This window comes from Burkholderia sp. WP42 (genome assembly GCF_000745665.1).
In the GTDB taxonomy this organism is placed as follows: domain Bacteria; phylum Pseudomonadota; class Gammaproteobacteria; order Burkholderiales; family Burkholderiaceae; genus Burkholderia; species Burkholderia vietnamiensis.
This window is the reverse complement of record NZ_KN050728.1, coordinates 1-13,850: the sequence shown is the minus strand read 5'-3', so window position 1 is coordinate 13,850 and position 13,850 is coordinate 1. Positions and strand designations below refer to the sequence as shown.

Annotated in this window: 14 protein-coding genes; 5 read left to right on the top strand and 9 right to left on the bottom strand. The window is 69.1% G+C overall.

The window, feature by feature from the left end; genetic code table 11:
* Positions 1–411: 411 nt before the first annotated feature.
* On the bottom strand, positions 412–603 hold the full coding sequence (locus EX20_RS29645; RefSeq protein ID WP_011879803.1) for a DUF2964 family protein: 192 nt from the start codon (positions 601–603) through the stop codon (positions 412–414).
* A 16-nt stretch (positions 604–619) separates the two neighbouring features.
* Positions 620–1,096: a universal stress protein gene (locus EX20_RS29640; RefSeq protein WP_014725615.1), complete on the bottom strand. Its 477-nt coding sequence runs from the start codon at positions 1,094–1,096 to the stop codon at positions 620–622.
* A 227-nt stretch (positions 1,097–1,323) separates the two neighbouring features.
* On the opposite strand from EX20_RS29640, the gene EX20_RS29635 reads away from it, so the two are divergent.
* Positions 1,324–2,085 (top strand): 2-keto-4-pentenoate hydratase, encoded by a 762-nt coding sequence (locus EX20_RS29635; protein WP_034195609.1) that lies wholly within the window; start codon positions 1,324–1,326, stop codon positions 2,083–2,085.
* Positions 2,086–2,465: 380 nt separating this feature from the next.
* Positions 2,466–3,872 (top strand): hypothetical protein, encoded by a 1,407-nt coding sequence (locus EX20_RS29630; protein WP_034195608.1) that lies wholly within the window; start codon positions 2,466–2,468, stop codon positions 3,870–3,872.
* Here EX20_RS29630 and EX20_RS29625 read toward each other — a convergent pair.
* Positions 3,780–4,055, bottom strand: coding sequence for a hypothetical protein (locus tag EX20_RS29625; protein ID WP_034195607.1), 276 nt, complete (start codon positions 4,053–4,055; stop codon positions 3,780–3,782). The two genes, EX20_RS29630 and EX20_RS29625, sit on opposite strands and share 93 nt — an antisense overlap.
* A gap of 257 nt (positions 4,056–4,312) precedes the next feature.
* Here EX20_RS29625 and EX20_RS29620 point away from each other — a divergent pair, with 257 nt between their 5' ends.
* Entirely contained in the window at positions 4,313–6,484 is a 2,172-nt protein-coding gene (locus EX20_RS29620) for a PA5441 family protein (RefSeq protein WP_034195606.1), read from the top strand.
* A gap of 7 nt (positions 6,485–6,491) precedes the next feature.
* Positions 6,492–7,199, top strand: coding sequence for a DUF3142 domain-containing protein (locus tag EX20_RS29615; RefSeq protein ID WP_034195605.1), 708 nt, complete (start codon positions 6,492–6,494; stop codon positions 7,197–7,199).
* Between the two features lie 60 nt (positions 7,200–7,259).
* On the opposite strand, the gene EX20_RS29610 is transcribed toward EX20_RS29615, so the two are convergent.
* Together EX20_RS29610 and EX20_RS29605 are read right to left on the bottom strand one after the other, a co-directional pair.
* Entirely contained in the window at positions 7,260–8,096 is an 837-nt protein-coding gene (locus tag EX20_RS29610) for an alpha/beta fold hydrolase (protein ID WP_034195604.1), read from the bottom strand.
* A 259-nt stretch (positions 8,097–8,355) separates the two neighbouring features.
* Entirely contained in the window at positions 8,356–9,189 is an 834-nt protein-coding gene (locus EX20_RS29605) for an oxidoreductase (RefSeq protein ID WP_034195603.1), read from the bottom strand.
* A gap of 94 nt (positions 9,190–9,283) precedes the next feature.
* Here EX20_RS29605 and EX20_RS29600 point away from each other — a divergent pair, with 94 nt between their 5' ends.
* Positions 9,284–10,261: an AraC family transcriptional regulator gene (locus EX20_RS29600; RefSeq protein WP_051974516.1), complete on the top strand. Its 978-nt coding sequence runs from the start codon at positions 9,284–9,286 to the stop codon at positions 10,259–10,261.
* 36 nt (positions 10,262–10,297) lie between these two features.
* Here the strand turns inward: EX20_RS29600 and EX20_RS29595 are convergent, their stop codons facing one another.
* The 4 genes from EX20_RS29595 to EX20_RS31615 all read right to left on the bottom strand — a co-directional run.
* The gene (locus tag EX20_RS29595; RefSeq protein WP_034195602.1) at positions 10,298–11,479 is read right to left on the bottom strand and encodes an aldose epimerase family protein; all 1,182 of its coding nucleotides are present in this window, start codon (positions 11,477–11,479) and stop codon (positions 10,298–10,300) included.
* A 140-nt stretch (positions 11,480–11,619) separates the two neighbouring features.
* Complete coding sequence (locus EX20_RS29590; protein ID WP_011879793.1) at positions 11,620–12,474, bottom strand: 3-hydroxybutyryl-CoA dehydrogenase; 855 nt, start codon at positions 12,472–12,474, stop codon at positions 11,620–11,622.
* Between the two features lie 39 nt (positions 12,475–12,513).
* Complete coding sequence (bktB, locus tag EX20_RS29585; RefSeq protein WP_011879792.1) at positions 12,514–13,707, bottom strand: beta-ketothiolase BktB; 1,194 nt, start codon at positions 13,705–13,707, stop codon at positions 12,514–12,516.
* Between the two features lie 48 nt (positions 13,708–13,755).
* Positions 13,756–13,850: 4Fe-4S dicluster domain-containing protein (locus tag EX20_RS31615; protein ID WP_133246935.1), on the bottom strand; the 95-nt coding region annotated here is incomplete at its 5' end.

The window sequence follows — 13,850 nt, the reverse complement described above, 5'->3', positions numbered from 1 at the left end:
GCAAGGAGTGCGACGGATTTAGGCTGCGCGTTCAATTGCGCCTTGGCCTATGAAAAGCGTGCTTGAACCCGACCGTGCGTGGCCTTGCCGCGCCATGCGGTGACGAAGGTACCGTGCAGGCCGCGCGGACCGCCGCATCAGCCGGGCAGAAAAGGCGGGCATACAGGAGAAGCGACGACGACGCAGTGCGGATCGCACCGTAGCGCCGCGATGTGCGGCACGTCGCGGCGAGCGCGCAGCGCTCGAGCGGAATATGCAGACGGAATAGACAAAACCCGACGCGGCGGACACACCGGTCGGGTCGCACGGCGCGAACGCGCCGGATGGAACGGGCGGAAAGTCTCCGCGGGCCGGCCCAACGGAGGCCGCCGCCACCGATGCTGCGGCAGGACGCGCGCGAAGCGCGGCGCGTCAGCTTTCGCCCTTCGGCCCCGGGTTCAGCATCACGACGAAGCACGCCACGCCGACGATCAGCGCGGCCGCGCCGCCGCGCAGCGCGACCGTCTCGTCGAACAGCAGCCCGGTCACGACGGCCATCATGCCGGCCAGCGATACGAACACGGCGATCGCTGCAACCACGATGCGGGACTGGCGACGTATCATCGCGACCCCCGCGCCGTTATGCTGCGGCGGCCGCCGACACGTCGGCGTCGTCGCCGCGAATCAGCAGCACCGGGCAGTTCGAGCCGCGCAGGAAGCGCTCGGCGACGCTGCCGAGCAGCATGCGCCGGAAGCCGCGGCGGCCATGCGTGCCGACCACCGCCAGCTCGATGCCGTGTTCCTTCACGTAACGCTGCAGGCGTTCCGCGACGTCCTCGCCGATGCTTTCCGTCTCGACGAGTTCGCCTTCGCCCTGCGCACCGGCCGCCGCGACCGTCTGTTCGGCTTCGCGCAGCACGCGGGTGCCCTCGGTGCGGATTTCCTCGATGAGCGCATTCGGATCGAAGCGCCCCGCATACGTAAACAGCACCGACTTGTCGACCACGTAGACGATGCTGACGTTCCCGCCGCCCGCCTTCGCCATCTTCAATGCCTCCGCAAGCGCCTGTTTCGACGAAGCGCTGCCGTCCACGGCCACCATGATCTTCTTGTACATGCGTTCCTCGCTGGGGTGAGTTGCCGCGCAACGTCGCGCGGCCGTGTCACCATCATCAGCGCGCGTGCGGCTGCGGGCTTGACGACGATCAAGCTCCGCGAAAATCCCGTTGTGCGGCCAAGCGCCGCGCGCCACGCTCGGTGCATCGCGCCGAAGGCGCTATCATCAGACCTTCGATCTGCGTCCGGCCCCGTTTTGCCGGCTCACTTTCACCTCACTCAACCGACATGACAACGACTACCGAACGCGTGGACGGCGCCGCCCAGCATCTCGTCGCCGCCCGCCATGCCGGCGTGCCCGGCCCGCTGCTGCCCGATGCCTGCCGCCCGCAGGACGTCGACACCGCGCTGGCGATCCAGCATCGCGTCGCCGACCTGCTCGGCGAAACCATCGGCGGATGGAAATGTGCGCTGCCGCCGCCGGATCGCGTGATCGTCGCGCCGATCTTCGCGTCGACGATCCGCGAAGCCGATGGGCCGTACCGCGTCGTGGGCGGCCCGATCGTGCGCATCGAGCCGGAGATCGCGTTCGTGCTCGATCGCGATCTGCCCGCGCGCGCGCAGCCGTACGACGACGCCGACGTGCGCGGCGCGATCCGCGAAGTGCGCATCGTGCTCGAAGTGCTGGGCTGCCGCTATGCGGAGCCGGCCCGCGCGTCGAAGTTCGAACTCCTCGCCGACGGCCAGTTCAACCAGGGGCTGTGTGTCGGCCCCGTCGTGCAAGACGGACTGAACGCACCGCTGGAGACGCTCGCGCTGTCGTTCGAAGGCGCGCTGAACCGCACGATCGACGGCCGCCATCCGGACGGCGATCCGCTCAAGCCGCTCGTATGGCTCGTGAACTTCCTCGCGTCGCGCGGCGACGGCGCGCGCGCCGGCCAGATCGTGACGACCGGCTCGTATGCGGGCGCGATCGACGTGCCGCTCGGCGATGTGCTGACCGTGCGCTTCGGCGAGTTGGGCAGCCTGACGGTGACGCTGACGGCTTGACGGCCGAGTCGTAGCAGGTCGCGCGCGGCGGTTGAGGCGTCGGTTGACGCTGAGGCCGAGGCGCCCGCGGCCGCTGCTGCGCCGGATTCAGGGCAACGCATCGGCGCGACTTCCGCGCGCGACAGCACCGCAACCGCCTCGGTGACGCTGACGCGCCTGACGCGCGAGCCATCGCGCAGTTCACGCAAGCAGCGCGTCGGTCGAGGTTGACGCGTCGCTTGAGACCAAGCCGTCCGCCGCAACTGCCGCGCCACGCCAAGCCCAACGCCCCGGCGCGCCTTCCCCACCGGGCTACACCGCAATCACCCCTTGCGCAGCATGCCGGCGCCACGTGATACCGTTGCACATCGCGCACGCACCGCCTCCACCGGTCCTTCGCCATGCCGCCCGCACCGCTACCCGCCCTGCTCGACGAAGTCCTGCGCACCGTCGATCGCCGTTACCGATTGCCGCCGCTCGTGCCTGCGTCGTCGCTGGACGACGCAACGAATCCGGCCGTCGTCGTCGCGACCGTGATCGACGAAGCGCGCCGCGAGCTCGCCGACGGCCGAGCACCCGGCGCCGCGTTGCAGCAGCGTTTCGTCGACGCGCTCGCGCGGATCATCCGCGCCGCGATGGACGTGCGCGGCGGCGATCCCGCCTTCCAGGCCGCCGTGCTGCGGCATCGCGCGCCGGTCGTGCGCGAATACGCGTCGCTCGCCGCCCACGCCGAACCGGATCGGCGCACGCTGCGCTCGGCCGTCAACACGATCGCGCATCCGGCGCGGCTCGAGCGGCACGCGCATGCGTGGCAGCGCGCGCCGCTCGCGCGGCTGCATGCGGCCGCGGCCGGCGCGTCGTGGGACACGCTCGACGCCGAGCTGCGACACCTGCTCGCGCAGCCGGAAACGGCAGCCGACCCGGCATTCCAGCGGGACCTCGCGAAACTCCACGACAACCCGGCGCTCGCACGTCTGCAGCGCCTCGCCGCGCTATCGGTCGACCCGGTGGTTCGGCAGTACCGCGCCCTGTGGGAACGCCAGGGGCCGCCCGAAGGCAGCGCGCTGGCCGTCGCGCAAGGCGCGACGTCGCAACGGCGCGGCGCGGCGGTCGAAGCGCTGGCCGCGCTCGCCCTCGGGACGCTGGCCGACCAACTCGATGCGATCGACACGCAGCGCACGTATCGGGTCGTCACGTCGATGCGCGTGCCGGCGTCGATTCCGGGCAAGCACGACCGCGCGAAGACCGAATGGGACGCAGTGCTGCTCGAGCGCGCGCGCAGCGGCGATCCGTCGGCCGCGTGGAACATGCGGTTCCTCGTCGAGGCGAAGGCATCCGCGGATGCGGCCACGTCCGATTTGCCGCGCCTGCTGCGCGGGCTGAGCCTGCTCGCGCAGGCCGATCCGCATACCGTCTACGCGTTCGACACGCGCGAAGGCTCGATACGCGTGCACGGCGCGTCGCTGCACGCGCTGACGATCGACGATGCGGCATTGCAGCGCGAGGTGCTGTACTGCTGCGATGCGTCGGCCGACCCAACGCCGCGGTTGCTCGGCGCGGCCAGCCGGATGCAGCTGCTGTCGACGCCGGCGAGCCTCGCGTATGCGAGCGCGTTCGCGCAGCACGGGGACGCCGACACGGCCATCCTGCAGGCCGTCTGGGACGCGTTGCTGACGCAACCGTCGTGGCGGCCGGTGCTGCACCAGTACGAATCGCTACGGCAGGTGCGCGCGCTGATGGTCGGCGTCGACGATCTGCTCGCCGCGATCGACGGCGACCAGGCCGACAACGCCGTGAACGATGCGTGACGCGTTACTCGACGCATCGCGTTGCGCGTTGATGCGCGCCGCATAAGCGGTCGACCGGTTCAACGAGCCGGTGCGGCGCCAGCGCGGCGCGGTCGCTCCCAGCCCCCGCGCGATTGCGCCGTCCGCCTGCGCTTCGTCTACAACGCTCAAGAGCTTCATCGACCATTCGACGGTCGACGCCATTCGCGCTGCCAGCCGCGCCGTCCAATGCGCGGCTGGCAGCGAGCGCACGGTTCGGACCCGCGCGACGCGCGGTGTCCGGCAGAGCCCGACGTCGCTGTCACTTTCGGCATCGCCATCGCCATCGCTGTCGCTCTCCCCACAGGCACCAGCGCCCCGCGAAGTCCCCAACGCCCCGCCACACGTGATGTACGATACGCGCCGAGGCGAAATCCTCCTGAGAGAACCGGCCGTCGCGCCCCCATCCAAGCACAAAAAAAATGCCAATCACCCTGACGCTGCACCGCAACCTGCTCGCCGCGCTGACGGCCAGCCTGCTTTGCGTTCCCGCCGCCCATGCCAGCTCCGACGACACCTGCGACGTGCAGCTCACGCTGCGGCAGGGCGCCTACTCGTGCGGCAACGTGCCGATGCTGAGCCCCGGCAACGACACGCGGATCAACGCGCTGCTGATGATGGTCGAAAGCCGCAAGGTCGCGCAGGTGTTCCCGGACCCGAAGACGATCCCGGCGAAGGAGCGGATCAACCAGATCGTCGTGCCGTTCCCGATGGATTTTTCCGGCTGGATCTATATCGGCCAGAAGTCGCCCGACAAGACCGGCGACGGACAGGACGCCGATCCATCGTCGAACCGGTACGCCGACGGCGAAGGCAGCATCTGCCGCAGCATGGAGTCGGGCGCGCAAGCGTTCGACGACGCCCTGAGCGGCACGGCCGGCCTTCCCGCCGACGAAGCCGCGCGCCTGCGCGCCGCCCGCGCCGACATCGCGCAGAAGACCTGCGCCGCCGGCGGCGCGACCGCCTCCTGGACGCGACCGCCGGTCAAATCGGCGCTCGCGCGCGACTTCGCGACCTACCTCGACGGCACCAACGCGTTCTATCGCGCCGACTTCCTCACCGCGACGCGCGCGTTCGCGAGCGCGTCGCACAGCGCGAACCCGTGGCTGAAGGAAACCGCGCTCTACATGACCGGGCGGGCGCAGCTGAACGCCGCGCAGGCCAACGCATTCGACAACGACAACCCGGCGCCGTCGCGCGCACGCGTGACGAAGGTGTCGCTCGACGCCGCCGACACCGTGTTTCGCACCTACCTGAAGATCTATCCGCAAGGCGACTACGCGGTATCCGCGACCGGGCTGTTGCGGCGCATCGCGTGGCTCGGCGGCAACGTCACGCAGCAGGCCGACCTGTACGGTCACGCGCTCGCGCGCTGGTCGCCCGCGACGTCGAACGTGCCGCTGATACAGCTCGCGAACGAACTCGACAGCAAGCTGCTGTTCGGGCCGGAATTCGACGCGAGCCGGATCCAGTCGCCGACCGTGCTCGCAACCGTCGATCTACTGCGCATGCGCACGTCGGACAGCACGGACCCGAGCCGCAACAAGCCGCTGACGCTGGACGACCTGCAGGCGCAGAAGCCGCGCTTCGCGAACGCGCCGGCGCTGTACGACTATCTGGTCGCGACCTGGTATCTGCAGATCGGACACAAGCCCGATGCCGCGCTCGCACTGCTGCCGCAGGCGCCGGCCGCGCCGCTCGACTACTTCGGACTGAGCCAGCAGGCGCTGCGCGGCTTCGCGCTTGAGGACAGCGGCAAGGCCGATCAGGCGCGTCAGCTGTGGCGCGACCTGATCCCGCTCGCGACCCTGCGCTTCCAGCGCGAGGCACTCGAACTCGCGCTCGCGATCAATCTCGAACAGGCCGGGCGCGTCGACGACGCGTTCGCCGCCGATTCGCCGGTTCAGAACGCGGCGATCCGCGCCGTGCTGTTGCAGCGTACAGCCGGGGCGGCGCTGCTGCGCACGCAGGCGCAGAATCAGGCGACCAGCGCGGCGCTGCGCGACACCGCGCTGTACACGCTGCTGTACAAGGAGCTCACGCGCGGCCGCTACGCCGACTTCGTCGCCGATACCGCGCTGGTGTCCGGTGCGCCGGCCGATCCGCTGAAGCCGTTCGTCGCGTCCGGCGCGCGCAATGCGGACGGCTACGTGTGCCCGTCCGCGCGCGACATCGCCGCGGCGCTGCAGCAAAACCCCGCCGACGCGCCAGCGCTCAACTGCCTTGCGGACTTCGTGCGCCTTCATCCGCCCGCAGCCGGCATCGAAGGCTATGCGATCCCGGCGTGGCTGCGCAGCGCGCCGGCCGCCGCCGCCACGCGCGTGCCGCCGACGCTCGGTGACGCGCCGTCGCAGTTCGCGGGCAAGCCGTACGAGCGGATGTCGAGCTACGTGACGGTGATCGCCGATGCTCAGGCGAACCCGAACGATCGCGCGTATGCGCTGTACCGGGCGGTCAACTGCTATGCGCCGGCCGGCTCCAACGAATGCGGCGGCAAGGACGTACCGAAGAGCGCGCGCAAGCGCTGGTTCGACACGCTGAAGACCAGCTATGCGGGCACCCCCTGGGCGCGCAAGCTGCGCTACTACTGGTGAGCGCCGCATGAGGCGGCTCGCGTGCGTCGCGCTGCTGCTGGCGGCCCGCGCGGCGCTGGGCGGCACCGTCGATGCGCGCGACTACGACGCGTTCTGGCTGTGGGCCGGCGTGAAGCCGCAGCCGGTGGTGAGCGGCGCGCGCACCGTGTACGTGCTGCTCGGGCAGATCGAAGCGTCGCCGCGCGACGACTCGCAGGTGCGCGTCATCGCGCAGGGCGTCGCGCTGCCGCGCGCGCCGAACGCGCGCGTGTGGCTCGTCTACCGCGCGCACACGCTGCGCTGGACGCCGCGCGTGTCGCAGATCATGCTCGCGCAGCTCGAACGCTGGCGCGCGTCGGGCCGCACCATCGCCGGCATCCAGATCGACTTCGACGCACGCACGCGCCATCTGCAGGACTACGTCGAATTTCTGCGGACGCTGCGCCAAACGCTGCCCGCCGAATGCCGGCTCAGCATCACCGGGCTGCTCGACTGGAGCAGCCGCATCGACACCGATCAGGTCAACCAGCTCAGGGGAATCGTCGACGAGGTGGTCGTGCAGACGTATCAGGGGCGCAGCACGATCCCCGATTACGCCGCGTACCTGCCGCGCGTCGCGCGGCTCGCGCTGCCGTTTCGCATCGGCGTGATCCAGGGCGGCGAGTGGGACGCGCCGCCGTACCTCGCGGCCAATCCGTGGTTCCGCGGCTACGTCGTGTTTCTGCGCAACGGCTAACGCGCGGCTATGCAGCGGTGGCGCCGCCCGCCGGGGCTGCGCCGCGCCGCCGCTAGCTGGTTACGCCTGGACGAACGCCAGCAGGTCGGCGTTGAGGACGTCCGCGTTGACCGTCAGCATCCCGTGCGAATAGCCGGGATAGGTTTTCAGCGTGCCGTTCTTCAGCAGCTTGATCGACTTCAGCGCCGCGTCTGCGATCGGCACGATCTGGTCGTCCTCGCCGTGCAGCACCAGCGTCGGCACCGAGATCGACCGCAGGTCTTCCGTCTGGTCGGTTTCGGAGAACGCCTTGATCCCGTCGTAGTGCGCCTTCGCGCTGCCGATCATCCCCTGGCGCCACCAGTTCTGGATCACGCCCTGATGCACCGTCGCGCCGGGCCGGTTGAAGCCGTAGAACGGGCCGGACGGCACATCGAGGAAGAACTGCGCGCGGTTGTCAGCGAGCGCCTTGCGGAAGCCGTCGAAGACCTCGAGCGGCAGCCCCTCCGGATTCGCGTCGGTCTTGAGCATCAGCGGCGGCACCGCGCTGACCAGCACCGCCTTCGCGACGCGGCCGGCCGGCTCGCCGTGCCGCGCCACATAGCGCGCGACCTCGCCGCCGCCGGTCGAGTGGCCGACGTGCACCGCGTTGCGCAGGTCGAGCGCTTCGACCACCGCGAACGCATCGGCCGCGTAGTGATCCATGTCGTGGCCGTCCGACACCTGCGCCGAGCGCCCGTGGCCGCGGCGGTCGTGCGCGATCACGCGAAAGCCGCGTTGCACGAAGAACAGCATCTGCGCATCCCAGTCGTCGGAAGACAGCGGCCAGCCATGGTGGAACATGATCGGCTGGGCGTCCTTGGCGCCCCAGTCCTTGTAGAAGATGTCGACGTGGTCCTTCGTAGTGATGTACGGCATGGCTGCAGGCTCCTTTGGGGTAGGTGGACGTCGCATGCCGGCGGACCATCCTCGCGGATGGCGGGATCGAGTTGCGGCGCGACGGCACATGCCGCGCCGGGCGATTCGGCACCTCTTCGTTGTAGCGGAAAACTGCGACCGCGTCATGAAGCCAAATACATGAGCGCATGCAGCGGCGCCCAACAGCCAGCCAGCGCACACTCTTTTGCGCAACTAACCGTTTGAATTGGCGACGCTCGCGCGGCGGCGCGCCCGCGCATCAGCCGTCGGTCGACACGGTCAGCGGCTCCCATGTGCTGATGTCGTCCTGCAACGCCGCCCATTTGGCGCGCACGAGGCGCAGCGCGTCGCTGCCGAGCAGCAGATGGGCCGGCGGAGCGTCGGCTTCGATGACGGCGAGCATCGCCTGCGCGGCCTTCACGGGATCGCCCAATTGCCGGCCGCTGTTGCGTTCGCGCGCCTGCCGGACCGGATCGAAGAGCGCGTCGTAATCGGCGATCGAGCGCGGCGTCCGCGTCATCGAACGGCCGGCCCAGTCGGTGCGGAACGAGCCCGGTGCGACGGCCGTCACCGCGATGCCGAACGGCGCGAGCTCCTTGCCGAGCGCTTCGGAGATTCCTTCGAGCGCGAACTTGCTGCCGCAGTAATAGGCGATGCCCGGCATCGTGATGTGCCCGCCCATCGACGTGATGTTCAGGATGCGGCCGCGCCGGCGTGTGCGCATGAACGGCACGACGGCCTTCGTCATCGCGACGGCGCCGAACACGTTCACGTCGAATTGCCGGCGCAGCTCCGCGAGCGGCGCCTCCTCCACGATGCCTTCGTGTCCGTAGCCGGCATTGTTGACCAGCACGTCGACGGGCCCGACGCTCGCCTCGAGGTCCGCGACCACGCGGTCGATGCGCTCGAAGTCGGTCACGTCGAGCACGCGGCCGATGGCCGCCTGCGGGGACAGCGCTTCGAACGCGCGCCGCGCATCGTCGCTTCTCACGGTGCCGACCACCGTGTACCCCGCCGCCAACGCCTGCTGCGCCAACGCCCGGCCGAAGCCGCTGCTCACGCCGGTGATGAGCATGATGGTGCCTGATGCCATGTGAAGTTCTCCAGAAAGTCGATCACGGCATGCATGCTAGTCTGAGGGCCTGCGACGAATAACGCCGATTCCGCTGAGATTCTTGCCTAAAGCTATGAGCGCCATCACCACGTCACTGTCATCGCCGTCACCGTCGCCGCCGGCGCAGCGCCGCGCGCGGCTGATCGCGCTGCTGCGCGCGCTGGCGCCGCACGAGGGCTACAACGCGACCGCGCTGCCGAGCGTGCGCATCCTGCGCTCGGACCGTGCGCTGTCGCGTACGCCGGTGCTGTACGACCCTGGCATCGTGATCGTGTGCCAGGGCCGCAAGCGCGGCTACTTCGGCGGCGAATGCTATCTGTACGACGAGGACCATTACCTGGCCGTGTCGGTGCCCGTGCCGTTCAGCATGGAAACCGACGCCACCGCGGAGCGCCCGCTGCTCGCGCTGTACCTGCACGTCGATTTGACGATGGCCGCCGAGCTGGCGGCGCAGATCGATCGGGAAGGCGGCGCGGCGCCCGTAGAGGCGCCCAGGAGCATGATGTCGACGCCGATGGACGAAGCGATGCACGCGAGCGTGCTGCGTTTCGTCGACGCGATGCACCGACCGCTCGAAGCGGCGGTGCTCGGGCCGGCGCTACTGCGCGAGCTGTATTTCCGCGTGCTGACCGGTGCGCAGGGCGGCGCGCTGAGAAGCGCGCTGGCGATGCGCGGACAGTTCGGCCGGATCGGCCGATCGCTGCGTGTAATTCACGCCGACTATGCGCGCGCGCTCGACGTGCGGCGGCTTGCGGCCGAGGCCGGCATGAGCGTGCCGAGCTTTCACAGCCACTTCAAGGCGATCACGCACGCGTCGCCGATGCAGTACCTGAAATCGACGCGGCTGCATCAGGCGCGTCTTCTGATGGTGCGTCAGGATCTGACGGCGGAAGCGGCGGCCTATGCGGTCGGTTATACGAGCCCGTCGCAGTTCAGCCGCGAGTTCAAACGGCTGTTCGGACTGACGCCCGCGCAGGAAGCGAAGCGCATGCGCGCGAGCTTCGCGCTGCCCGAGCCGTTCGACGGCGCGGTGTTCGTGGCGTCGCATTGAGCAACGCATGCGACGCAGTTGCCCGATCGCCCCCCTTCACCGCGCCCCCACCCTCCACACCGTCACCTCATGCAGCGTCTCGCCGGGTTTGAGCACGGTCGTCGGGAACGCCGGCCGGTTCGGCGAATCGGGAAAATGCTCGGCCTCCAGCGCGAACGCGTCGGCCTGCCGGTAAAGCGTGCCGCCCTTGCCGGCGACGCTGCCGTTCAACCCGTTGGACGTATAGAACTGCAGCCCCGGCTGCGTCGTGTAGACCTCCAGAAACCGTCCCGATGCTGGATCGTACGCACGCGCGGCGAACGCCGGCGCGGGCTGGCCGCCGTGGTCGAGCACCCAGTTCTGGTCGTAGCCGTGCGCGATGGCGAGCTGCGGATCACGGTCGCGCAGATGCGCGCCGATCGGCGTCAGCTGGCGCAGGTCCATCGGCGTGCCGGCCACGCTCGCCAGCGCGCCGGTCGGAATCGACGTCGCATCGGTCGGCGTGAAGCGCGACGCGGCGATCTCGATCAGTTGCCGTTCGACACTGCCGCTGTCGTGCCCGGCCAGATTGAAATAGCTGTGGTTGGTCAGGTTGACGACCGTGTCCCGGTCCGTCGTCGCGCGATAGTCGATGCGGATCAGGTCGTCGCGCGTCAGCGTGTAGGTCACGTCGGTAGTCAGCGTGCCGGGAAAGCCGTTTTCGCCATCGGGGCTCACGTAACGCAGCGTCACGCTCGAACCGTCGGCGTCGCTGCGCGTGCGCGTCACCGTCCACACCTTCGCGTCGAAACTATCGGGGCCGCCATGCAGCGTATTCGGCGGATCGTTGACCGGCAGCGTCCAGGTCTTGCCGTCGAGCACGAAGCGCCCGCGTGCGATGCGGTTCGCATAGCGGCCGATCAACGCACCGAAATGGATGTTGCCGTTGTGCGCCTCGTAGTCGCGCAGCGAATCGAAGCCGAGCACGATATCGGCGGGCTTGCCGTTGCGGTCCGGCACGTCGAGCGCCGTCACGATGCCGCCGTACGTGATGATCTTCAGCGTCACGCCGTGCGCGTTGGCGAGCGTGTACTGGCTGACCGGCTGGCCGGCCGCGGTGGTGCCGTAATCCGCACGGCTGACGGACACGTCGGGCGCGGCCGCTGCAGCCGATGCAGTCGACCCAGCGTTCGAGCCGAGAGCAAACGTTGCGCATGCACAGATCGCGAGCACCGGCCGCCGTGTCGAGAGCGGGTTCATGGACGACCTCCGAAACGGTTGTGTCCATCGCGCCACGCAATCCGCATGCCTGCCGGGCGCGCGACGATCGCGCGCGACGGCCGCCGCAAACGAATACGGCCGCCCGAAGGCGGCCGCATCGATCAACCTTAGCGCAGCGCTTACTTGCTGTAGTCGTACACGCCGCGGCCGGTCTTGCGTCCGAGGCGCCCGGCCGACACCATCTCGCGCAGCAGCGGGCACGCGCGATACTTGGTGTCGCCGAAGTCCTTCAGGAACACGTCCATCACCGCGAGGCAGACGTCGAGCCCGACCAGATCGGCCAGCGCGAGCGGCCCGATCGGATGGCTCGCGCCGAGCTTCATGCCGGCGTCGATCTCCTCGGCCGTCGCGATGCCTTCGGCCAGCACGAAGAACGCTTCGTTGATCATCGGCACCAGGATCCGGTTCACGACGAAGCCCGGCGAGTTGCGCACGCCGATCGGCGACTTGTCGAAACGCTCGGTCAGCGCGCGCACCGCGCTCGCGGTCGCGTCGCTCGTCTGCAGCCCGCGGATGATCTCGACGAGCGGCATCAGCGGCACCGGGTTGAAGAAGTGCATGCCGATGAAGCGCGACGAATCGGCGAGCAGCGCGGCGAGCGAGGTGATCGAGATCGACGACGTGTTGGTCGCGATGATCGCGTCGGGCCGTGCGACCGACTCGATCTGCTTCAGGATGCGGCCCTTCAGCTCGACGTTCTCGGTCGCGGCTTCGATCACGATGTCGACCGCAGCCAGCTTCGCGTAATCGGTCGACGTCGTGATGCGCGCGAGCGCCGCGTCGCGCGCGCCGGCCTCGAGCTTGTCCTTCGACACGAGCCGCTCGAGGCTACCCTTCAGTGTCGCGAGGCCCTTGTCGAGCGCCGCGTCGCTGACGTCGATCATCACGACGTTGAGTCCTGCAACGGCCGCGGTTTGCGCAATGCCGTTGCCCATGGTTCCGGCGCCCACGACGCCGACGGTTTCGATGGTCATGATGATTCCTGTGTGTTCGGGTGCTGTGCGCCCCGATTATCAAATATTCTCGAAGATCGCGGCAATGCCCTGACCGCCGCCGATACACATCGTCACGAGCGCGTAACGGCCGCCGATGCGCTTGAGTTCATACAGCGCCTTGACGGTGATCAATGCGCCGGTCGCGCCGATCGGGTGACCGAGCGAGATGCCCGAGCCGTTCGGGTTCACCTTGGCGGGATCGAGCCCGAGTTCCTGCGTCACCGCGCACGCCTGCGCGGCGAACGCCTCGTTCGCCTCGATCACGTCGAGATCGGCGACCGTCAGGCCGGCGCGCTGAAGCACCTTCTGCGTGGCCGGTACCGGCCCGATGCCCATGTAGGCCGGATCGACGCCCGCATGCGCATACGCAACCAGGCGCGCGAGCGGTTTCGCGCCCTGCGCGCGTGCAGCGTCGGCGCTCATCATCAGCACCGCGGCGGCCGCATCGTTGATGCCCGACGCGTTACCGGCCGTCACCGTGCCCTCTTCCTTGACGAACACCGGCTTGAGCTTCGTGAAATCGTCAGGGCCGGCGTCGTGGCGCACGTGCTCGTCGGTGTCGAACGCGACTTCGCCCTTCTTCGTGCGGATCGAGATCGGCAGGATCTGATCCTTGAAGCGGCCTTCCGCGATCGCGCGCGCCGCGCGGCGATGCGATTCGAGCGCGAGCGCATCCTGCGCGTCGCGCGAGATGCCGTACTTGCGTGCGACGTTCTCGGCCGTCACGCCCATGTGGATCGTCTGGAACGGGTCGTGCAGCGCGCCGAGCATCATGTCGATCAGCTTCGCATCGCCCATGCGCTGCCCGAACCGCGCGGACGGCACGGTGTACGGCGCGCGGCTCATGTTTTCCGAGCCGCCGGCGATCGCGACCTCGGCATCGCCGAGCATGATCGTCTGCGCCGCCGACACGATCGCCTGCAGGCCCGAGCCGCACAGACGGTTCACGGTCAGCGCGGGCGTGTGCTGCGCCACGCCGCCGTTGACCGCCGCCACCCGCGCCAGATACATGTCCTTCGGCTCGGTGTTCACGACGTGGCCGAACACCACGTGGCCGACCGCATCGCCCGGCACGTTGGCGCGCGCCAGCACTTCGCCGACGACCTTCGCGCCGAGATCGGTCGGCGAGAAGTCCTTCAGGCTCCCGCCGAAATCGCCGATCGCGGTACGGACCGCGCTCACCACCACGACTTCCTTCGCTGCATTGCTCATCGTCTCACTCCGGTTCGGTCGCGCCTGCGGGCGCGACCATGAATTGCATTACATGTTCGGATAATTCGGCCCGCCACCGCCTTCCGGCGTGACCCACACGATGTTCTGCGTCGGGTCCTTGATGTCGCAGGTCTTGCAGTGCA